16 protein-coding genes are annotated in these 23,055 nt (G+C 43.0%); 7 read left to right on the top strand and 9 right to left on the bottom strand.

The features are described from left to right. The first annotated feature begins 96 nt into the window (after nucleotides 1–96). The 5 genes from EMP01_RS11730 (at nucleotide 97) to EMP01_RS11710 (ending at nucleotide 7,368) form a co-directional block, all read left to right on the top strand. Complete coding sequence (locus EMP01_RS11730; protein ID WP_237559531.1) at nucleotides 97–1,350, top strand: metallophosphoesterase; 1,254 nt, start codon at nucleotides 97–99, stop codon at nucleotides 1,348–1,350. A gap of 70 nt (nucleotides 1,351–1,420) precedes the next feature. Beyond that, the gene (locus EMP01_RS11725) at nucleotides 1,421–1,972 is read left to right on the top strand and encodes a hypothetical protein (RefSeq protein ID WP_129021713.1); all 552 of its coding nucleotides are present in this window, start codon (nucleotides 1,421–1,423) and stop codon (nucleotides 1,970–1,972) included. A gap of 41 nt (nucleotides 1,973–2,013) precedes the next feature. Next, nucleotides 2,014–2,658: a hypothetical protein gene (locus EMP01_RS11720; RefSeq protein ID WP_129021712.1), complete on the top strand. Its 645-nt coding sequence runs from the start codon at nucleotides 2,014–2,016 to the stop codon at nucleotides 2,656–2,658. A 240-nt stretch (nucleotides 2,659–2,898) separates the two neighbouring features. Then, nucleotides 2,899–6,024: a glycosyltransferase family 117 protein gene (locus EMP01_RS11715; RefSeq protein ID WP_129021711.1), complete on the top strand. Its 3,126-nt coding sequence runs from the start codon at nucleotides 2,899–2,901 to the stop codon at nucleotides 6,022–6,024. 144 nt (nucleotides 6,025–6,168) lie between these two features. Continuing rightward, complete coding sequence (locus tag EMP01_RS11710; RefSeq protein ID WP_129021710.1) at nucleotides 6,169–7,368, top strand: bifunctional 3,4-dihydroxy-2-butanone-4-phosphate synthase/GTP cyclohydrolase II; 1,200 nt, start codon at nucleotides 6,169–6,171, stop codon at nucleotides 7,366–7,368. Between the two features lie 565 nt (nucleotides 7,369–7,933). Here the strand turns inward: EMP01_RS11710 and fbp are convergent. Genes fbp through EMP01_RS11690 form a run of 4 tightly spaced genes read right to left on the bottom strand, consistent with a single transcriptional unit; the run spans nucleotide 7,934 to nucleotide 12,458 of the window. Then, entirely contained in the window at nucleotides 7,934–8,944 is a 1,011-nt protein-coding gene (fbp, locus tag EMP01_RS11705; RefSeq protein WP_129021709.1) for a class 1 fructose-bisphosphatase, read from the bottom strand. A 29-nt stretch (nucleotides 8,945–8,973) separates the two neighbouring features. Further along, entirely contained in the window at nucleotides 8,974–9,993 is a 1,020-nt protein-coding gene (locus EMP01_RS11700; RefSeq protein ID WP_129021708.1) for a quinone-dependent dihydroorotate dehydrogenase, read from the bottom strand. 35 nt (nucleotides 9,994–10,028) lie between these two features. Then, nucleotides 10,029–11,009 carry an SGNH/GDSL hydrolase family protein gene (locus EMP01_RS11695; protein WP_129021707.1) on the bottom strand — a complete coding sequence of 327 codons (981 nt, stop codon included), beginning with the start codon at nucleotides 11,007–11,009 and terminating at the stop codon, nucleotides 10,029–10,031. 3 nt (nucleotides 11,010–11,012) lie between these two features. Then, nucleotides 11,013–12,458, bottom strand: a complete 1,446-nt coding sequence (locus tag EMP01_RS11690) for an MBOAT family O-acyltransferase (protein ID WP_129021706.1) — start codon at nucleotides 12,456–12,458, stop codon at nucleotides 11,013–11,015. Between the two features lie 123 nt (nucleotides 12,459–12,581). Between EMP01_RS11690 and EMP01_RS11685 the strand changes: the two genes are divergently transcribed. Then, nucleotides 12,582–13,751, top strand: a complete 1,170-nt coding sequence (locus EMP01_RS11685) for an AIR synthase-related protein (protein ID WP_129021705.1) — start codon at nucleotides 12,582–12,584, stop codon at nucleotides 13,749–13,751. A gap of 337 nt (nucleotides 13,752–14,088) precedes the next feature. Here the strand turns inward: EMP01_RS11685 and EMP01_RS11680 are convergent, their stop codons facing one another. The 5 genes from EMP01_RS11680 to EMP01_RS11660 all read right to left on the bottom strand — a co-directional run bounded on the left by EMP01_RS11680 (nucleotide 14,089) and on the right by EMP01_RS11660 (nucleotide 20,455). Then, nucleotides 14,089–14,874, bottom strand: coding sequence for a hypothetical protein (locus EMP01_RS11680; RefSeq protein WP_129021704.1), 786 nt, complete (start codon nucleotides 14,872–14,874; stop codon nucleotides 14,089–14,091). A gap of 77 nt (nucleotides 14,875–14,951) precedes the next feature. Beyond that, complete coding sequence (locus tag EMP01_RS11675; RefSeq protein WP_129021703.1) at nucleotides 14,952–15,950, bottom strand: hypothetical protein; 999 nt, start codon at nucleotides 15,948–15,950, stop codon at nucleotides 14,952–14,954. 271 nt (nucleotides 15,951–16,221) lie between these two features. Continuing rightward, complete coding sequence (locus EMP01_RS11670) at nucleotides 16,222–17,007, bottom strand: polysaccharide deacetylase family protein (RefSeq protein ID WP_129021702.1); 786 nt, start codon at nucleotides 17,005–17,007, stop codon at nucleotides 16,222–16,224. A 6-nt stretch (nucleotides 17,008–17,013) separates the two neighbouring features. Further along, complete coding sequence (locus EMP01_RS11665) at nucleotides 17,014–19,440, bottom strand: hypothetical protein (RefSeq protein ID WP_129021701.1); 2,427 nt, start codon at nucleotides 19,438–19,440, stop codon at nucleotides 17,014–17,016. Then, nucleotides 19,409–20,455, bottom strand: coding sequence for a hypothetical protein (locus tag EMP01_RS11660; protein WP_129021700.1), 1,047 nt, complete (start codon nucleotides 20,453–20,455; stop codon nucleotides 19,409–19,411). The genes EMP01_RS11665 and EMP01_RS11660 overlap by 32 nt, the downstream gene beginning before the upstream one ends. Nucleotides 20,456–20,512: 57 nt before the next feature. On the opposite strand from EMP01_RS11660, the gene EMP01_RS11655 reads away from it, so the two are divergent. After that, complete coding sequence (locus EMP01_RS11655; RefSeq protein WP_161971324.1) at nucleotides 20,513–23,038, top strand: M1 family metallopeptidase; 2,526 nt, start codon at nucleotides 20,513–20,515, stop codon at nucleotides 23,036–23,038. The last annotated feature ends 17 nt before the right edge of the window (nucleotides 23,039–23,055 follow it).

The raw sequence follows: 23,055 nt of genomic DNA, 5'->3' as shown, positions 1-23,055 counted from the left end.
GAAGGACACAATATTACAATTTATTTTGCTGAATAATATGTTAAATAATAAGCACTGATAGTTTCACAGACCCTCCATTTCGTATACATTTGCAGCATGTTTCAGTCAAAATGGAGCCTGGCGTTTTTCGGGCTGATCTTACTGGCGATGGAGTACTACAGTTATACAGCAGTAAGTATGGCTACGCGTGCATTACAGCCGAAATGGAGAGTAAGTATCCTTGTTATATATATTATCATTGCAGTATTCGGATGGATCGGCTTCCTGCTGGTCCGTAATATCAGTGGTTTGTACCCGCAGAATATTAAAGCGCTGATTATAGCCAGTGTAATGGGTATTTTCATTGCCAAAGTGATTATTTCCTCACTGATGCTCCTGGGCGACGTGTTCCGGTTATTCAGCTGGCTGACCAGCCTCATCGGCGCTTCAATAACAGTCGCATCACCCTCTTCTGAAAATACTATATCGCGATCGGTATTCCTGTCCCGAACGGCATTGCTGCTGGGCGGATTAATGCTGGGTGGATTTGTATGGGGTACGACCAATCGTTATCGTTATAATATTAAAAAACTAAGACTGGCTATCAAAGGGCTTCCCGATGCGTTGAAGGGCCTGAAGATCGTTCAGATTTCGGATATACATTCCGGTAGCTTTGATAATAAAGAAGCTGTAGCGCACGGTGTGGCGCAGATCATGGAACAGCAGCCAGACCTGATCTTATTTACCGGCGATATTGTAAATGACCGTGCTTCGGAACTGGAACCTTATATGGATGTATTCAGCCGTTTGAAAGCACCGCTTGGTGTGTTCTCCACCTTGGGCAATCACGATTATGGAGATTATGTACAATGGGAAAACCCTGCAGCCAAAATACAGAACCTGGAAACCCTGAAGGGCTATCATAAACAGATGGGCTGGCAATTGCTGATGAATGAGCATGTGATCCTGGAAAAGGGTGGGGCATCATTTGCTCTGCTGGGCGTAGAAAACTGGAGTGCCAAAGCCCGCTTCCCTAAACACGGGAAGCTGCAGAAGGCATATGAAGGACTGGGCGAACAAGCGCTTCCGCTGAAGATACTGATGAGTCATGATCCCTCTCACTGGGATGCACAGATCAGGGATACCTATCCGGATATTGATCTTACCCTGAGCGGACACACCCATGGTATGCAGTTCGGAATAGAATTGCCCTGGATGAAATGGAGCCCGGTACAATATATGTATAAGCAGTGGGCTGGATTGTATAGCGACGGACAGCAGCATCTGTATGTAAATCGCGGTTTTGGCTTCCTGGGCTATCAGGGCAGGTTGGGTATCCTTCCGGAAATTACGGTGATCGAACTGGCATAAGTAAACGGACTGCAATATTTTAAGAAAATATTATAGTATTTCAAAATATTGTTACATTTGCCAAATTATTATGAAAAAGATCATACCGGTTACTTTAAGTATTGCGTTGGTATTGGTGGCCTGTGGCAAAAAGAAAAATGCTGTGGAAGGGAAGTGGTTGATGACCCTGCCGCCGAAAAAGATTGCATTGATCGAGCGCATATACCAGGAGAATGTGGCAGAAGTAAAAAAACTGACTTCCGCCCCGGATTTTTTAGTAAATAAATATGGTGTCTCTGACCTTGATTCAATCAAGGAGCTGGAGATTAAGGAATTTAAGACTGAATTTGATCTGGCCATGCAACCGGCTAAGTCTTATGTCTGGGAATTTACCCGCGACGGATACATGTTGTCGACTAACCTGAAGCAGCAAAAAACGGATACTGTGTACAAGTATCAGGTGGAAGATAATAATTTAAGTCTTATTTTAGTGCCCCGAATGAAGCATTTTGCAGATATCGGCTTTAGTGACAGCACAAATTTGTATATTGTGCCCACTTCAAAAGACAGCCTGCTGCTGACCCGTACACAGGGAAGGATAGTAGACTCGATTTATTATGTGAGATATAAAAACAAAATCTAAATCTTTAAATAAACACAATTATTCTAATAAAACACAATCAAATGCGTAAATCAATTTTAGTATTAAGTGCTTTAGGTATGCTTACAATGGCTGCTTGTAAAAATGGCGGTTCAGGACAACTGGCTCAGAAATGGCAAATCGTTCCTGATTATCAGGCACAAGATTCAATGTATCAGGCTCAGCTGAAAAACATTGATACGCTGACAGCATTTCCTCCTGAATTTGAGATGATGAAAGAGCAAATGGCTAAAATGAAGCCGGAAGAATTACAACAGATTCCTGCTGAAACCATCGATATATTAAAAACCAACAGCCTGGATAGCTTTAAAGTAAAAGCGCGCGCTTCTATCATGGAAAGCAAGAAAAAACAGGATGAACTGGAAAAAACACGTGCTATCGTTTATGATTTCCAAAAGAACGGTATCGTGAAAATGTATGCAACTGATAACCTGGCACAAGTAGATACTTCTACCGGCTGGAAAGAAGATGCAAAAAACAAACAAATCTTATTATACATGAATCCTAACATGGCTAACGGTGCTAACCTGCCTAAGGATACCATGAAATTCAAAGTACTGCACATGAGCGGTGATAGCCTGAGCATTAAAGCTGAAGGTAAAGACATGATGCCGAACATGAAGCCAATGAACTTCAAAAAATTCACTGAGCCTAAAAAATCTAAATAATTTACGCTCTTTATAATACAAACGAAGCCCGGATCAATCGATCCGGGCTTCGTTTGTATTATAAATTTAGAATGAGTTTATAAGAAGATACACCCCTTTATTAAAAACGCTCTCAAGATCTAAGAATATAAATGCCTAAATGGTAATGTTATTTGTAAAAACAGTCTTTTTTCTTGCATTTGGGTGTTCTTATATTCATATCAATACTTTATATTTGCGCACACATACAATGTTTTTAGCATGAGTTTTAAGAAAATCAATAACATTACAGGCTGGTCGGTTTTTGCCATAGCGCTGATCGTTTATCTGATAACGATGGAGCCTACCGTGAGCTTCTGGGATTGCGGCGAGTTTATTTCATGTGCCTATAAGCTGCAGGTTGGTCACTCTCCGGGTGCACCACTGTTCATGCTATTGGGTAGAATCTTTGCCATATTTGCACCCGCGCCTCAGCAGGTTGCTATGTTTGTAAATGCCCTAAGTGCATTTGCCAGTGCCTTTACCATTCTGTTTTTGTTCTGGTCTATTACTCACTTCGCTAAACGCGTGTTCTTCAAAAATGATGAAGAGCTGGCTCAGGGCAACCTGCTGGCAGTAATGGGTGCCGGTGTTGTTGGTGCCCTGGCATACACTTTCTCCGATACTTTCTGGTTCTCCGCTGTAGAAGGTGAGGTATATGCAACATCATCTTTCTTTACAGCACTCGTATTCTGGGCTATTTTGAAATGGGAAGAAAGCAATGACGTATATGCCGATCGCTGGCTGATCCTGATCTCATACCTGATCGGTCTGTCGATAGGGGTGCATCTGTTGAGCTTACTGGCCATTCCTACCATTGCCCTGATCTATTATTTCAAACGTTACAAGGCTACTTTGGTAGGCGGTCTGGTTGCTTATTTTATCGGTGGTGTAGTATTACTGCTGGTACAATATGGTGTCATTCAGTACCTGCCGATCTTTGCATCCAAGTTTGAGTTACTGTTTGTAAACTCCTTACATATGCCGTTCAATTCAGGAGCTATCTTCTTCCTGGTATTGTTCGGTCTGATCATGGCTGCAATAATCTGGTTTGCCCGTAAAAACAATAAATACCTGTTGCACCTGTCTGCATTATCACTGGTATTTATGACTATCGGTTATACCTGTTATGTGCCTACGATCATCCGCGCCAATGCCGGTGTGTCAATCAATATGACTAATCCGGATAATGTAATGTCCCTGATCCCGTATCTGCAACGTACACAATATGGTACACAACCATTCCTGACAGGACAGTATTATAGCGATAAAATAACTGATATTAAAGCAACTGATGATATTTACCTGCCGGTTCAGGAAGATGGTAAAGATCATTATGCGGTAGTGGGAGAGAACGTTGATTATGTTTATGAAAACAAGCACTTCTTCCCGCGTATCTGGAGTTCAAACCAGGAAAGCCACGTTCGTTTCTATCAGAACTGGTTAGGACTTTCTGATGGAGAAGAGCCTACCAGCGGAGATAACTTCCGCTTCTTCATGGGTTACCAGGTCAATCACATGTTCTGGAGATACTTTATGTGGAACTATACCGGTCGTCAGAATGATTACCAGGGTGAGGGTAACGAGCCTCAGAATGGTAACTGGATCTCCGGCATCAATGGTATCGACAAAGCAATGGGCAGAGGCGATTTCAGCAAAATGCCTGATGCTTATAAAAATAATAAAGCGCACAATACCATGTATTTCCTGCCGTTTATCCTAGGTATTATTGGTATGGTATACCAGTTCAGAAAGAACAAACTGGATGCTTATGTAGTGTTATCCCTGTTCTTCTTTACCGGTATTGCGGTACAGTTATACATCAACAATACACCGCTTCAGCCGCGTGAGCGTGACTACCAGTACATTGCAGCTTATGCATTTGCCATCTGGATTGGTTTCGGTGTACTGATGCTGAGAGAATGGTTAGGTAAGGCCGTGAAAAATCAAAGCGCATCTGCCGTACTGGCTACAGTGATTGGCTTACTGTGTGTACCTGTATTAATGGCTGCACAAGAGTGGGACGATCATGACCGCAGCAACAAAACACTGGCCTTAGACCATGCACGTAATATGCTGGCTACCTGTGATAAAAATGCAATCCTTATCACTAATGGTGATAATGAAACCTATCCTTTATGGTATATTCAGGAAGTAGAAGGTTTCCGTACCGATGTACGTATCTTCAACTACAACCTGTTGGGTACAGACTGGCAGAACCTGCAGATGTTTAATAAAGTGAACGATGCAGCTGCAATACCTGTAATCTGGAATAAAGATTATGTAGCAGGATTAGGTAATGAGAATGTATACTCTATCCTGGAAGATCCTCGTATTACCGGCAGAACAATTAACTTCAATGAAGTAATGCAGTTCATGATGGATCCGAACAGTGCCAAAATGAACAGCAGCGGTAAGAGCTTCCTGCCTGTACGCAGTATTTATATCCCGGTAAATAAAAGTGCAGTATTGTCCAGTGGTCTGGTTTCTGCAAAAGACAGCAATGTCAACATCCCGGATTCTATTGTCATGAATGTGAAAGGCAATATGCTGGTACGTTCTGACCTGTCTATGATGAACATTATTGCCGGTATTGCGAAAGAAGGCTGGAAACGTTCCCTGTATGTATGTAATGGTGTGATCGGTACCGGTTCGGTGACTGGCCTGGAGAAATACCTGCGTAAAGAAGGTGTACTGATGAAATTTGTACCAAGTAATGTTGTATCTACAGTGAATGGTTTTGTACCGGTAGATAACCTGGACAGAAGCTTAGATATCTTCACCAAGCAATATAGCTTCGGTAAGGCTAATACCAATAAAGTGTACTATGATGAGCCGAACAGACGTACATTCTGGGGTTACAGAAACGATGCTGCTTCTTTAGCGATTCAATTGGCTATTTCCGGAAGAAAAGCAGATGCGGTAAAAGTACTGGATAAATCTCTGGAGCAGATTTCAGAAGCATCTTTCCCTACAGAAATCAATTACTTTGAGCAGACAGCTATGATGTTTACACAAGCTTATTTTGCAGCAGATGCTCCTCAGAAAGCAGAAGCCGTGGCTAACAAACTGATTAAATTTGCTACAGATTTCAGTAACTATTACCTCGATCTGCCGGAATCTAAACAAGTAGTTGTTACCGGTAATGCATTCAGAAACATTGAAGTAGTACATAACCTGATCGGTATGGCACAACAGGCCAAGCAGGATGGTATGGCTAAAAAATGGAACAGCCAGGTAGAAGCCCTGACCAAAAGACTGCAGGAGTCTGAACCATTCAGACAACAAATGCAGCAGATGATGCAGCAGCAAATGATGCAACAACAGCAAGGTGCTCCGCAACAATAATAAAAACTAATATTTTCAGTGTCTAAAGCCCGGTATTAACCGGGCTTTAATATTTGTTAGAATATTGCAATACTTTATCCTAAAGATGTAGATACAAAGAATATACCTTAATTTTGCAGGATTCAATTCCAAACATTTTATTTTATGCTACATACCATAGAAGAAGCATTAGAAGATATAAGAAAAGGTAAGCTCATAATTGTTGTTGACGACGAAGACAGAGAGAATGAAGGTGATTTCGTAACTGCTGCGGCTAATGTTACCCCTGAAATCATCAATTTTATGTCCAAATACGGCCGTGGCCTTATTTGTGCACCGATTACAGAAGAGCGCGCAAATGCACTGAACCTGAACCTGATGGTAGAAGATAATACCGTACTGCACCAGACCCCGTTTACCGTATCGGTAGACCTGATCGGTCAGGGATGTACTACCGGTATTTCTGCCCATGACCGTGCAAAAACGGTACAGGCGTTGATCGACCCTAATACCAAACCTCAGGATCTGGGCAGACCAGGACATATTTTCCCATTAAGAGCTAAACAGGGTGGTGTACTGCGCCGTACCGGTCATACCGAGGCAACCGTAGACCTGGCCAGACTGGCAGGAATGGAGCCTGCTGGTGTGCTGGTAGAGATCATGAATGATGATGGTACCATGGCCCGCTTACCGGAGCTGCTGGAGATCGCCAAACAATTTGATCTGAAAATTATCTCTATTAAAGACCTCATCTCTTACCGACTGGAAAAAGAAAGCCTGATCGAGGAAGAAGTACGGGTAGATATGCCTACTAAATACGGCGATTTCAAACTGGTTGCTTTCCGCCAGAAAAATACAGGTGAGCAGCATCTGGCACTGATCAAAGGTGAGTGGAACGATGGCGAAGCGGTACTGACCCGCGTACATAGTTCTTGTTTTACCGGCGATATCCTGCACTCTTTACGCTGCGATTGCGGAGAGCAATTACAGAAAGCCATGGAAATGGTAGAGCAGGAAGGCAGGGGTTGTGTACTCTATATGAACCAGGAGGGAAGAGGTATAGGCCTGATCAATAAACTGAAAGCATACAAATTACAGGAAGAAGGTAAAGATACTGTAGAAGCTAATTTGGCCCTGGGTTTCAAAATGGACGAAAGAGATTATGGAGTAGGGGCACAGATCCTGCGCCACCTGAATATCTCTAAACTGCGCCTGATGAGCAACAATCCCAGAAAACGTGCCGGCCTGCTGGGTTACGGTATTGAGATCGTGGATGTAGTGCCTCTGGAGATTGTGCCTAACCCTCATAACGAGCGTTACCTGCAAACCAAAAGAGACAAACTGGGACATGATATCCTGAAATAATATAATTAGATTGCATCAATAATAAAATAAGGCGCGGTATACATACCGCGCCTTATTTTATTATTGATACTTACTGACTATCCGCATTTAGGTAACTATTTTATTCGTCCTTTTGTCCGGCAACAAAAGGACCAAAAATGCCTTTGTTTTCATCAAGGCGATTGCAAAGCACCGCCATTTTGTACCGTTGCGTGCATTGATCGTTTGAGCTTAACGTGTGATGCGTTCGGCGCTCAACGATCGCATCTCCACTCCAAAATGGCTATCGCTGTGATGAAAACATTAAGCGATCCGTACAAGTACAGATCGCTTAGAAAGGCCTTATAAATCCGGCGTTAGTAAAATCATTGGCTCGGTCGATAATTCGTAAACCACTGTCTGAGCGCAGCGTTCTGGTTTGCGACCGGCCGACACATTGATTTTTAGCCAGGGATTTATACAGCCTTGATTTTTTGGCGGTACCTTTTGCTTCAAGGCAAAAGGTAGCAAAAGATATATAGGATACTTAAATCATAATGCTAAACTTTATTTCCTTTAAGCGGATACTCAGTTTATACTTTATGACTTAAGCCTGCTCTTCGATAAAAGAGATCGCTTTTTTTACCATGTTTTTAGAACCGATATAGATCGGCACACGCTGGTGCAGTTCTGTAGGCTGTACCTCCAGCACACGTTGCGTACCGGTAGAAGACATACCACCTGCAGCTTCCACGATGAAGGACATCGGGTTACATTCGTATTGCAGTCTCAGTTTACCGTTTTTGTTCTTCTTATCCGCAGGGTAAAGGAAGATACCACCTTTGATTAGTGTACGGTGCAGATCTGCTACCATAGAACCGATATAGCGGTGAGAGTAAGGGCGTTTTTCTTCTTTATGCTCCTCCATACAATACTGCAGGAATTGACAGGTAGCTTCTTCGAATTTGATGGTATTGCCCTGGTTCAGGGAATAAATATTACCATCTTCTTTCATCTGCATATCTGGATGAGATAAACAGAACTCACCGATTGAAGGCTCCAGGGTGAATCCGTTAACTCCCAGACGGGTAGCATATACCAGCATCGTGCTGCTTCCGTAGATCACATAACCGGCAGCCATCAGCTTAGTGCCATCCTGTAAAAAGTCGTCAGCAGTAACTGGTTTGCCTAATTCACTTACTCTTTTATAGATAGAGAAGATCGTACCAATAGGCGCGTTCACATCAATATTGGAAGAACCATCCAGCGGATCAAATAATACTACATATTTTGAATTAACAGAGAACTCATCTTCAAAAGCAACAAAATCGTCATTCTCTTCAGAAGCAATACCGGCACAGTGTTCACTGCGCTTTAAAACATTGATCAGGGCTTCGTCTGCATATACATCCAGCTTCATTTGCTCTTCACCCTGTACATTGGTTGCACCAAACTGACCAATGATATCTACCAGGCCAGCCTTGTTTACTTGTTTATTAATGATTTTACAAGCCAGAGAGATGTCTCTTAAGATAGAAGAGAGCTGTCCGGTAGCTTTAGGGAACTGACGCGTCTGATTGATAGTAAAATCATCCAGCGTAACGAGTTTATGAGTCATATGGGTAATGATTGAAAAAGATAATAGTATTAGTTTAGTCCGGCGCAGATTTTTTTAACGATCAGCGGACCTTCATAGATAAATCCGGTATAGACCTGTACCAGGCTGGCACCGGCATCCAGTTTCTCCTGGGCATCGGCAGCAGTAGCAATACCACCTACCGCCATGATAGGAATTGTACCTTTGCTCTTCTGGTGAATGTAACGAATCACATCAGTCGATTTATCTTTAACCGGTTTGCCGCTCAGGCCTCCGGCGCCAATAGCCTCAATCTCCTCTTTGGAAGAAATCAGGCCGCTGCGCTCAATAGTAGTATTGGTCGCCACGATACCGTGAATTTTAGTGGTTTCAACGATGTCTACGATATCGTCTAATTGCTCTAAAGTCAGGTCTGGTGCTATTTTTAATAAGATTGGCTTCTCTTTGCCCAGCTGAGAATTGATGATCTGCAGGCGGGTCAGCAATTTCTGCAGCGGTTCCTTTTCCTGCAATTCGCGCAGGTTAGGCGTGTTCGGACTGCTCACATTTACCGTGAAGTAGTCAACCACATCGTACAGGGCACGGAAACATTTTTCATAGTCATCATCGGCCTGCTCGTTAGGGGTTACCTTATTTTTACCGATATTACCACCGATCACAATATCCGATTTGCGCTTGCGCAAACGTTCCGCAGCAGCCACGACACCGTCATTATTGAAACCCATGCGGTTAATCAGGGCCTCATCAGCCGGCAGGCGAAACAGTCTTGGTTTATCATTACCCGGTTGCGGTAATGGCGTTACTGTACCTACTTCAATAAAGCCGAAGCCGAGGATAGACAGGTCGTCGATGAATTTGGCATCCTTGTCAAAACCCGCGGCAAGGCCTACAGGGTTTTTAAACTTAATACCCCACAACTCCCTTTCCAGGCGCGGATCGGTAGTGCATTCTTTCTTAAAGAAACCGCGTACAAAAGGCATATTGGATGCCCTGTGCAGCATGCGCATGGCCCAATAGTGAATGTATTCAGGATCTTTCTTGAATAAAAAATATTTGAGTAAACCGTACATAATTGGCAGCAAAGATACAGCGCAAACGGGATAACTTAAGGTGTAACGGCCATATTTTTAGGTATAAAACCATTCGTTTTCAGATAATGGCCCAGTTTTTGTGAAAAGAGGCGCGATCCTCTTGCATTTAAGTGAGACGCATTGTAAAAATTACTTCGGTCATAGCAGAGCGGATCGTCAGAATAGTCCAGGAATACAAGATGATGCCGCTGAGCAATCTCGCGATACAGATCTACCAGCTGCTGTTTGTTGCGCAAGAAGCCACGGATCGCAATATTTTCCGGACTGTAGACCATAATCACTTGTATTTTTTCGCGCGCACAATCTGTAAGAAAACGATCCATCAGCTGCACAACAGGACTATCAATAACGATGCTGTATTTTTCCATCAGCTTTGCCGCGTTCTTAAAATCTTCATTCCATTCACTGGCATGGGCATGATAACCTTTATGCCGCATTGGTAAGGATTGTTTGCCCTGCACTGCATCGCTGATCAGGCTTATACATTCTGATTTGCGGCCATAATAACGCAATAAAGGCACGTAGTAATCGAAGTGGGTAAACCCTTGCAGCGGCCACATATAAGACTGCATGTTTTCACTGTGGCTCATATATGGTATAAACTGTGTGGCATTATACAATCCTTTGGGCATTTCAAAAGTAAAAAGGTCCAGATTCAGGATTATATATTTCGGATGCTTATTGTATCTGAAGTATTCCAGGTGACGCATATGCTGCATATAGAAGCCATAACCGTCCATACCCAGATTATAGGTCTCCGCATTCAGGCTGTCTTTCAGTATTTCCGGGTCATAATGGCACCAGGCGCGGGATGAGCCGTACACCGCTACTTCATTCTGCATTTTGGCAGAATAGATATCCTCCCATACCGAGAATTCTCCCTGCGCCATCCCAAAGGAGTGCTTCAACCGGCTACTAAGCCATCGGTCTGCAGGCCAGGCCAGCAGGGCCAGCGGAAGGAGTAACCATAATATGTTGCGGAGAAACTTCTTCATTTCTTAGAATTGGAAATAAATAAATTGTTGCGGTGTTCCGGCCCAGAGGAATATCGCCAGGATAAAAAGGATATACACAGCATACTGGAATGCATAAGACCGCTGTCTGATATTACGGAGCGGAAAGGGATCTCTGCGGCCCTGCCATTCGATCAGGAACATAATCGCAATCAGTCCCAGAGCAATCCAGGCTCTGCCCATACCATCAATGTCCGGTTTCTGAAATACCGTTGAAGAGAACATTCCTTTCAGGTACTTCAATGCACTACCAATACTTTCGGCCCGGAAGAAAACCCAGGCAATCATGGTAAGGATAAAGGTAATGCCTATAGACCATAGCTCTCTCAGGCTGGGCAGCGCCTTGTCTGCCGCTACAATTTCTATATTACTGCGATTACGTTTAGTCAGCAGTAAAGGCAGAAAATAGATGGCATTGATGGCTCCCCAGGCTATAAAAGTCCATTGGGCACCATGCCAGAAACCACTGAGTAGGAAAATGATAAAGGTATTGCGGATACGCTTCCATGCCGGTACCTTGCTGCCTCCAAGAGGGATGTACACATAGTCCCGGAACCAGGAGGAAAGAGAAATGTGCCATCTGCGCCAGAATTCTGCTATATCGCGGGAGAAATACGGATAGGCAAAATTACGCAGCAGGTCTATACCAAACAGCTTGGCTGTACCTAAAGCAATGTCCGAATAGCCGGAAAAGTCACCATAGATCTGGAAGGTGAAAAACAGGGCACCCAACCACAAGGCCGAGCCATTATGTGCTCCCGGGTAGTTGAACATTTCATTCGCCAGTTCGGCACAGTTATCGGCAATCACTACTTTTTTGAACAAACCCCATAAAATCTGACGGCAGCCGTCTACTGCAGTAGCGTAATCAAAGCTGCGTTTACGTTTAATCTGGGGTAGGAGGTGCGTTGCGCGCTCAATCGGGCCAGCTACAAGCAAGGGGAAAAAGCTTACAAAAACACTGTAGTCTACAAAACTTTTTTCCGCATCAATGCGGCGCTGGTATATATCAATGATGTATGACAGGCCATGGAAGGTGTAAAATGAGATACCTACCGGCAGGATTACCTGTATCAGTGCCGGATGGCTTTTCAACCCGAACTGGCTCAAAAGGGCCGACATGTTCTCCGCAAAGAAATTGTAGTATTTAAAAATACCCAGGAAGCCCAGGTTGATGCCGATGCTCAGCCATAACCAGAATTTTCGGGTAGCAGGTCTTGCTGCCTTTTCGATCTTCAGGCCGGAAAAATAATCCAGTGCGGTAGAGAACAGGAGCAGGAAGAGGAAGCGCCAGTCCCAGCAGGCATAGAAAAAATAACTGGCAACCAACAACAGGATATTCTGCGTCCTTAGTTTCTTATTGAACACAAACCAGTATAGTATAAAGACTATAGGCAGGAAGATAGCAAAGGCAAAGGAGTTAAACAGCATTAATAAGAGACTATTAATTTTTGACGGGCAAATATAGGAATATTTAAAATGAGTTACAAGCCTTTAGGCAGTAGTAACATTGCGAGAAATCAATTACCTTTGCACATTATTCGATAGTCAAATATGAATCCACAAGATCGTTATGCCCTGCGCGGCGTTTCTGCCCAGAAAGAAGAGGTGCACAAAGCCGTAGCTGACCTGGACAAAGGTTTATTCCCAAAAGCATTCTGTAAAATTTACCCTGATTTCTGGGGTAATGATCCTGAATTTTGCAATATCATGCATGCAGATGGAGCCGGTACCAAATCTATCCTGGCTTATATGTACTGGAAAGAAACCGGAGACCTGAGTGTGTGGAAGGGAATCGCGATCGATTCTATTGTGATGAATACGGATGATATGCTGTGTGTAGGTGCTGTAGGTCCTTATACTTACTCTTCTACGATTGGCAGAAACAAGCACCTGGTACCGGGCGAGGTAATCGCTGAAGTAATTAACGGAAGCCAGTCTTTCTTTAATACCCTGGGCGAATACGGTATCGACGTACACTTTATGGGTGGTGAGACTGCTGATGTAGGAGACGTTGTGCGCACCATCATCGTAGATGGTACTATGGCTTGCCGTATGCCTCGCCGTAAGATCATTACTACGGATAATATCGTACCGGGTAATGTGATCGTATCTTTTGCGTCTTTCGGACAGGCGATCTATGAAACAGAATATAACAGTGGTATCGGTTCTAACGGACTGACCAGTGCCCGTCATGAATTATTACACCATGACTATGCAACCAAATACCCGGAAAGTGTAGACCCTAACCTGCCTAAAGAGGTATTATATAACGGGATCTACCACCTGACCGATAAGACAGAAACGCCTCTGGATGCGGGAAAGATGATCTTATCTCCAACCAGGACATATGCTCCTTTACTGCTGAAAATATTGGATAAACACTTTGATAAAATCAATGGTATCATTCACTGCAGCGGTGGCGGACAAACTAAATGTATGCACTACATGCCACAGGGCCTGCGCGTAGTGAAGAATAACCTGATCTCCGCACCGCCGATCTTCCGTATGATTCAGAAAGCAGCCGGTACAGACTGGAGAGAAATGTACCAGGTGTTCAACATGGGTCAGCGCCTGGAGATCTTTACAGATGAGGCTACTGCCAACGAACTGATCCAGATTGCGCAGGATTTCAAAATCGATGCACAGATCAGCGGTAGAGTAGAAGCCGCTCCTAAAAATGAACTGATCATCGAAGGAGAATTCGGTACTTATACTTACTAAGTATAAGCCATCGTTTATAAAATTATTACGGCCCCGGAATTCCGGGGCCGTAATAATTTTAATTTTTATGTCTTTTTATCAATTTATCTTTCAGGTACATGATACCAACGATGAGTGCATCTATAATTAAAATTGTGATATTACTTATTGTGGTATGAATTTGCGGGATTTTATTTATCAGTTTAAATAAAAGAAAAAACACAATAAAGAAAATTATATAGGGTAGATATTTTTTCATCATTTTATTGTTGCAAGTCCTACAATAGCGCCTATACCAGATCCATAAATTGCGTCCAACGCGAGACCCACCAGAATGGCCATGTTAGCCACTGATTATTTAATAATTACGTTCATTTTTCCTTAGATCAATACTTACTCCTAAACCTATATAAAATCCATCATTCTTTATTCTCCATTTATGCCATGGATATTGTGAGCCTGCTACCCGCTCCCCACGATGCCAACCATAAGTATTATTAAATGGACTGTAATATGTTGCTGTAAGATTAAAATGAATAGTACGGGACAATTTATAACATAATTCTGATCCTATATTATAACCAAACTTTAAAATTGATCCCTGGTAATTAATATTATACTCAGTCTCTCCGAAGTTCTGATAAATGTTGGAATCTACACCTGAATTCGAAATCAGATTTGGACAGAATAGATGAAATCCTGCCTTAGGTCTAAATTCAAATGACTTTAACTTAAATCGTCTCATAAGACTAATATTCAAATCAAGATTTGCAATAGTTGATCTATACCCTAATAATCCATAATGACTTAAACCTCTGGAATCTGGTATATTTATTAAACCCTTAAAGCCATCTATTCTCCACCTGAATTCATATAAAACAATAAAGTATTTAGGATAATAATACTTCAGATTAAAATTAATTGCCTGAAAGTTATCCTTGAAGGCGTATGCTGGATCTGGTACAAAATGACCATAATTTGTTGTATCATTATTGAAGTATTCATTGCTGTGCCTTTTAGTCACGTCAAACTTCAATCCAAATTCTACTCTTTTTTTGGGTAGGTGAGCTTTTTCTGGTTTCTGATCTTTTGCCGTTGCAGTAAATGACAGCGCAAGGAAAGCGAAAATTGATATTGTGCGCATTTTTTTAAAGATTTGAAATCGGAGGCAGCATTTTTAATGCTGCCTCCGATTTCAATTAATGAGTAGTTTTATTTAAATTAATGTATCCAGGTATCGGCCTTAGTAGCACCCTTAAATGTAATGGTAACTTTAGAGACAAACTCATTTACCTTATGTTGTATAGGACCACTAATAGCCATCGGAACTCCCCAGAAATAATATAGTGTTTTCTGATGTACATTCTGGTTATATGTAGTATGATTAATATAACTACGGGTGTAAGGAACATAATATGTGAATTCCCATGAGCGGAAATAGGCATGTAAGTCATTAAATGTAGCCACATCATGAGGTATATTAATCCAGCCAAATGTACCATGTCTTTCCATTTTTACCTTAGCTCCTATACTGGAATAAAAACCATAGTATGAGCACCATGTTGTGTGAAGGGCCCTTACACGTTTGTTATTAGATTTAGGCCATGTGTTGTTATTGTTGTCTTCATATAAAAACCTAGATTCTGGATTAAATGAAGCCCAGTTTTGATCACCATAGTTAGAATTCATTGCATACACATGTATTCCATTGCTCCAGTCAACAGAACCATCATCATTTAAGTTGGTTTTAGCAGTAGTTCTGTACTGGTCTGCAAGGAACTGATACACAGAGTCTCCAACTACTACAATTCCATCTTTATTTACTATGCTTGCCAACAAATCATCCGGTATATCAGTTATTTGTTTTGTTGCAATAGCACTGTCGGCAGATATAGCGAGGTCCTTGTCTGCTGCCTCATCCATAATTTGATATTGTCGATATAAACTCGTGAAATCTGATTGCGCCTTATTATAGGCATCCAGTTCTTCTCCTGATAAATTGGCCAACTCATCAATTTGGGTTTTTACATCTTCAATTTTTGAGAAAATCATGATTCCATTTTCTACGCTTATACCATTATTGACCATCCTTTGTGCGGTCGAATAATCATTTTTAATAAGTGGATTCTTGTCATTTCCTGACTCTTTGGTGCAAGCTAAGAAAGTAGTTGATGTTAATCCTACTGAGATTACTGTTGCAATTAATAAGTTTTTTTTCATTGTACTATTGTTTTAGTGATTTACAATAGGACAAATATATTAGTGCTCGTTAATTTAAAAAATGTACTTAAACTAACTTTTGTATGGTTTTGAAATAGTTATAATTAAGATATTAGTAGGCAGTCTTTTTTATAAGGGAAATATCAATTATTTCTTATGGTCTCATACTCAATACTAAAGTATTTAAGGTGAGGAATTTCTGAATGCTTTAATAATACCCTTCGATAACCTGAGGGTAAGATACTTTCGGATGTTTGCTCCTGGAAATAACCTATAGTACAGCAACAGACTCCATACGTACCGGGAAGGTGAACGTATATCCCCGTTCCTTGAGGTTGCGGATCAGTTCCGGCAATATCTGTACCGTAATCGGACAACGATCATGCAATAATACAGTACTGTTGCTCTTGACCTGTTTCAGTATTTTTTGCAGTAGTGCATCAGCATCTTTAGCTACCGTATCCATGCTGCGTATAGTCCAGCCCACACTCACCAGGTTCAGGCCCTGTATAGCCCGTGCCAGATTAGGATTGGTAACACCAAATGGAGGACGAAAGATAGTTGGTGCTGTTCCCGTTACAGCAGTTATGGCATCGCTGCACTGCTGTATATCGGCCTTCATCTGCCGGGTAGATTGCCAGTCAAAATGCACACTATGGCTGAAGGAATGATTGCCGATCAGGTGACCTTCCGAAGCCATGCGCTGCAGTAATGCTTCCTTACCCGCGATATTTTTTCCGATTACGAAGAAGGTAGCCGGTACCTGCTCCTGCTTCAGGATATCCAGTATCGCTGGGGTACATTCATGCGGACCATCATCAAAAGTAAGGGCTACCGGTTTAATGCCCGAGCTGAACTGCTGTATGGTCAGGGGTACACGGTTTACAGAAGTGATAAAAAAGTTCCACTGTATTTTTATACAGGCCAGTACCGTAATACCCAGGAATACCAATAGTGCCAGTGCAATCCACCAGGCAGAATAATGATTGAAATAGATGCCAGCAACCAGGTGTCCGATCACTACAATTGTAAAGACAATAAAATATTTAAAGCGCATGTCTGTTTATCTGTTTCTGCGGATGTATGATCCGTAATAATCGCAGGTATTATATACGGTTTGCATGTATTTGGTTTGGTTATAGCCGCTTTGCAGTTTCTGGAAATGAGGATTCTTCAATGCATTCTGGAAGTAACCGTTATCATCGCCATAGCGGTTCTCAGGCACTATCGGACATCTTTTCTGCCAACATTTAGCTGCACCCCATATCGCTTTGGCCTTTACTTCAGGATCGGTAGCCACAGCCGCCGCCTTATTGAAATACTGCTCTGCGGTATAGACCCCGTAATACTCCTGGAATGGCCGGCTGAGCTGTTTCCAGTAGTCCGTTATGTAGTAAGCCATTTCATTGGTATAGTCTCGGGTATAATCCACCATATTAGAGGACTTACCGTAATAAGAAATATTGTACAAGGCTACTGCATAACCGTATAGCGCACCTGCATCATTCGGATTTTTGGCAATAATTTCCTGTAGTTCCGCCATGCGCTTGCTAAAGCTCAGTTTATTATACCCCTTATTAATCTCTGTTTCATCTGCCTCGACAATATCATTGATCTGCGGCATGAACGGACTCGGGAATTTTTTACTCGGGTTGATCTGTGCGAATATTTTAGCGGCCTCTTTGAATTTATATTCGCGGATGTACTTGGTACCTTCCAGTTCTTTGAGGTTTTCCGGAGTGTAATAAGTCCCTTTGACCAGCCACTGATCAAAGGCCGATTTCTGCGTGTTGGCCGCGAAAGCCTGTACATTGTTCAGCTGAGGTATAGACATTGCATCCAGCACGCTGCCTTGTATGTCTTTAAAGCTCTCATCGGTATAGAAGGTATTGCGTGCACTGTCATAACTGCTGGCATGTGCCATTGCATACACCGCTTTGATCGTATCTTTTTGTTGCAGGTATTGGCCTGCAATCAGGTGCTGCATCATATTGCGGAATGTTTTATCCGCATCATGATCTTTGATCGCCAGCGTATTCAGTGCCTGTAGCTTAGGCAATAATTGCGCTTCAACAGCAGGTGTCAGGCTCTGTGCATTTTTGAGCACAGCCAGGATTTCGATCACATTATACAATCCTTGCTCGCGGGGCTGCATGCCAGAGGCTTTAGCCGCTGCCAGAGCCGCATTCATCTTCGCTTTATCCTGCATCATATAAGAGATGTAGGCAGAAGAAAGGTGCCAGAATGCAGGAGTGCCGTTCTTTCTATCAGCCACCATCTTTTCCGCAAATCGGTTCAGGGAAGAAAGGTAGGTGGTATAAGTACGGGTAACCGAGTCTTTTTGTGCCTGGGTTTGCTCGCCGTAATTGTAATTATAATTGCGGATATCATAATACCAGTAAGACGTATTTGGCAGTTTGTTCTGACTATATACAATAGAAGAAAAGTAGTTTTCTTCCACCTTATTGATTTCGCGGTTCAGCAACACATCCAGTCCGGCCACTGTAGGGTCGAGCTGATAGGCCTTTTCGATGTCCTGTAGTGCATCACCCACATTACGCAGGGCATTCATAACCGTAACGACAGCGCGTTCTTTATCATTCTGGCATAACTTATATATCGCATCGGTGAAGTCTTCTGTTCTTTCACCTTTGTCCGGATCATAAGTACTGCGGCTCCACTCATAAGAGACCATAGCTTCGCTCTTATAAGCATCACTGCTGGCAAACATTTTACTGTAATAATATCCGGCTTTGGCTTTTTCCTTTTTCTTATAATAAGCACCGGCTTTAAAACCGATACAACGCGCATAGGCTACGCTATTGTCCGCGCTGCTGCCCAGCAGTTCTTCGTATAAAGACAATACTTTATCATATTGCTGATCATAAAAAGCCATACGCAGGATCTGGAAGTTGTATTTCATCTTCAGGAAGTCGTCTTTCGTCTTTTTCCTCAGGCCTATGCCTTCTTCCATCAGCATCATATTACTGGCCACAGGCTTCGCTCTGGTAGTATCCCAGTCAGAGATGATTGCCGTTGCATTGATCTCGCAGGTTTTGGCATAATTCAGGTATTGCAGTGCCGGTTTGTTCTTTGCCTTGTTGAGCCATTGTGCAAAAGTATTGGCAGCAAGCGAATCCGGAACTTTGCGGTCCAGTGCCTGTATCGCATCAATACTGGTATTGTACAGGATGGTCTCAATATCTTTTACAGAGCTTTCCTTCCGGGTATACTCCTGCCACTCCTGCAACAGCAGCATCTTGTTGACCTGCTCCGGGCCGGGATTATGTTCATCATTATAATCATTGTAGTACAGATCAGCAGACACATAAAAGAAAGGTGTATATGCCGGTGTCTGTGTTCCCTTATTTCCAAAAAAAGAAGGGTAGGTATCGTAGTTGTCGAAGTCTGCACAGGCATGAATGATCTGCTCTGAGGCCACCAGTGCGGCAATGCTGCTAAAAGCGAGTAAATATTTTTTCCAGTTCATCAGGAGTATAATTTTTGAGGTTTTGCTGATCGAGGTGGTATAGTAATACCTTTAAAGAATCATTAGGTATATGTTCGGCTACAAAAGTAGCAAGTTTTTGCACGTCTTCTGCCGGACTGTTTTCATATCTGATCCATTGTCCTTTTTTTAGTTCGAACCCGTTCCAGAAAGTATCTTTCACCACGGTAAAGGTATGAGACGTCTGTGGTTGAAACAGTTGCCTGTCTTGCAGGCGGTCTAAGTCTATATCCCGGAGTATGCCTTTGTACTGTTCCTTTTCAAATAATACACTCCAGTGGAAAACGGGCAGGGCCACATCAAGCGGCAGCGGGTAGTGTTCCAGGTTATCGAGGTATTGTTGTGCCGTTGCAACATTCAGGATCGAGTTCTCTTCTTTTATATTCCGGAGTTTACCCATGTTGTAGCACATCAGTAAACCCTTGTCTGCCGGAGGTATGCCGCTTTTGACAATATACTTGACCTGGTGCAGTCTGATGGTTACACTTAACTGCTTTCCTGTAAAAAAGGCTTCCCGTTTCAGGTGATGCAGTAAATTGAAGTACGCCTCTTTAGTACTAGCCGTCCAGTCACAGTCGATCTGTATCTCTTTGGGAACGATACCTGCTTCTGTACATTTTCGTTGCAGTAAACCCGTAATGTTTTGTGCCAGTACCGCAATAGTATTTTGCTCCAGCTGTGCAATAGCCGCAGGGGTAATGAAAACAACGGGTACAATGTTCAGCGCAGAGTCTGTAAGGTCAATCCGGGCGGGAGCAACCGGTACAATACGGCCGGTATTCGGGTCCAGATCTACATCAAAAAAACGGACATACAACTCCTCACAATGGTATTGCTTCAGGAACGCTTGCTCCTCCTGAGATAAGGTCACATTGGTCTTCCAGTAATACATGCCGCGGCGCACCTGTCGCTCATGTCGTGTACAGGCGGCAGCAAATAAGCTGTAGAGCAGCAGTAATAAACAAGTCCGAAAAAGGGCTTTATGCCGGAGCAACATTTTGTATTGGTTTTAGCATACAAAAGTATATTTTTGTTTGTTTCTAAAATGTTTTCATTGGCAAATTATACATTATTAAAGCCCTTTATTTGTCTATCGGGTATCCTTATATGTTCCGCCTCCTGCGCGGTATCTAAAAACAAACCCGCGACAGTCGCAGCACCGCAGAAAACGGCTAAAGCGGTAACACCGCCGCCGTATCAGCCCAGTCGTACCAAAGAATGGGAGTTGAAGCATACCAAACTGGACCTGACCTTTGACTTTGCACAACGTACGGCCAGCGGACATGCTGTGTTGCAGATGCATCCTTATTTCTATAATTCCGACTCCATTGTTCTGGATGCGGTGGGTATGCAGATCGATGCGGTAGAAACCATGCCGGTTTCCTTACTCGATTCCTATCATTACGATAATGAACGCCTGCATATTAAGCTGAAGCAAACGGTAAAAAAAGAAGACTTACTGAATATTCATATTAAATATACGGCCCGTCCTTATACGGTAAAAGAGGGTGGTACCGATGCGATTCGCAGCGATAAAGGACTATTCTTTATCAATACCCGACTGGAAGAGCCGCAAAAACCAATGCAGATCTGGACCCAGGGCGAGACCCAGGCCAATAGCAAATGGTTCCCGACTTTCGATAGTCCAAACTTTAAAACCACTTTGGACCTGACCATGCATGTGCCCGATACACTGGTCACCTTGAGTAATGGTCTGTTGAAAACATCTATAAAAGAGGCCAATGGTATGCGTGCCGATCGCTGGGTGCAGGATATACCTTTTGCGCCATACCTGGCTATGATGGCCGTAGGCGATTTTGCAGTACAGAAAGATACCTGGAAAGGTAAAGAGGTGGCCTATTATGTGCCTAAGGCCTATGGGCCTTATGCCCGCAATATATTTAACCATACCCCGGAAATGATGCAATTCTTTTCGGACAAGCTGGGTGTGCCTTATCCCTGGGATAAGTACAGCCAGGTGGTGGGATACAACTATGTATCCGGTGCGATGGAAAATGTAACCGCCAGTCTATTCGGTTCCTTTAACCTGAAGAATGACCGTGAGCTGGCCGATGCACCAAACGATTTCATCGTAGCGCATGAGCTGTTTCACCAATGGTTTGGAGATTATGTGACCTGCGAATCCTGGGGACAGCTGACCGTAAATGAATCTTTTGCCGACTACAGCGAATACCTGTGGACGGAGTATAAATACGGACCTAACCGTGCCGAAGAGATATGGCAGAATGCCATGAATCGCTATCTGTCACAGGCTGCTAAAAATGATCCTTCACTTGTGCGCTATCATTACCAGTCGGCCGGAGAAATGTTTGATCGCGTATCGTACAACAAAGGCGGCCGTACCCTGCATTACCTGCGTAACCTGTTGGGCGATGAGGCTTTCTTTGCCGGACTGAAAGAGTACCTGACACAACATAAATTAAGTACTGCTGAGGCTACCGATCTGCGACTGGCTTTTGAAAAGGTAAGTGGTAAGGACTGGAAATGGTTTTTTGATGAATGGTATTTCCGTGCCGGGCATCCTAAACTGGAACTCCAATACCTGTATGATAATGTTGCACAGCAGATGAACGTTGTGGTTAAGCAGAAGCAGAGCGACAGCATTGGGTTATACCACATGCCCTTAAAAGCACAGCTGATCAGCGACATGGGTACCAAGACCATTGACTGGATGGTAACTGAAAGAGAGCAGGTATTTACCTATTCGTATGTAAATGGTAAAGCACCGGTATTTGTACCGGATGCTATGCACTGGTTACCGGGTGAGATCAAGGTGCTAAAACCTTCCGCCACTGATGTCATAACGATCCTGCAAAAATCGCCCAGCTATATAAGCAAACGCAATGCCCTGACCGATTTTCTGAACAATAATCCGGATGCAACCCAAAGAAATACAATTTTAAAAGATGCATTAGCAGATACCATATCACAAGTGCGTTTATATGCATTAAAGGATATAGACCTCAGTACTAAAGCAGATGCTGCTGCTTTTACAGCAATGGTAGCTGCACTGGCAGAAAATGATCCTTCTAATAAAGTAAGGGCAGCGGCTTTTTATCTGCTGACCAAGGTATATGATACAAAGTATACAGCCATGTACGAACAGGCCATAGCTAGTCCTTCTTATATTGTAGCTGGCAGCGCCCTGATGGCACTATATGCCCAGAATCATAAGCTGGCCTATGATCATGCGGTAAGCCTGAAAGCAAGTGATCCGAGAGATCAGCTACTCTATGTATCCTACATGGTGCTGGCGAAGGAGGGTAGATCGGAAGATTATCCTTACCTGCAGGAAAAGATCGTACACAATTATGATGGGGTGCGCAGTACACTCATCACCCATTTTGGCACCTATCTGTTACAGAGCAGAGATCTGGAGACCTATACCCGCGGACTGGCATTCCTCCGTAAGATTCAAAACCTGAACGAAGGTGCGAATAAAGAGGGCATCAATCAATTATTAAAAGAGCTGGATAAAAATCTGGATAATTATATAAAACTGAATACAAGCAGTGATGGTACTGAGCTGGCCCGTAAGAAAAAGGCTTTGCTGCAATAGCATCTGCATTGTTTATT

It is taken from the genome of Edaphocola flava (genome assembly GCF_004118155.1).
GTDB lineage: Bacteria > Bacteroidota > Bacteroidia > Chitinophagales > Chitinophagaceae > Edaphocola > Edaphocola flava.
The sequence above is the reverse complement of the archived record's forward strand: the minus strand, read 5'-3'. Positions and strand labels throughout refer to the sequence as shown.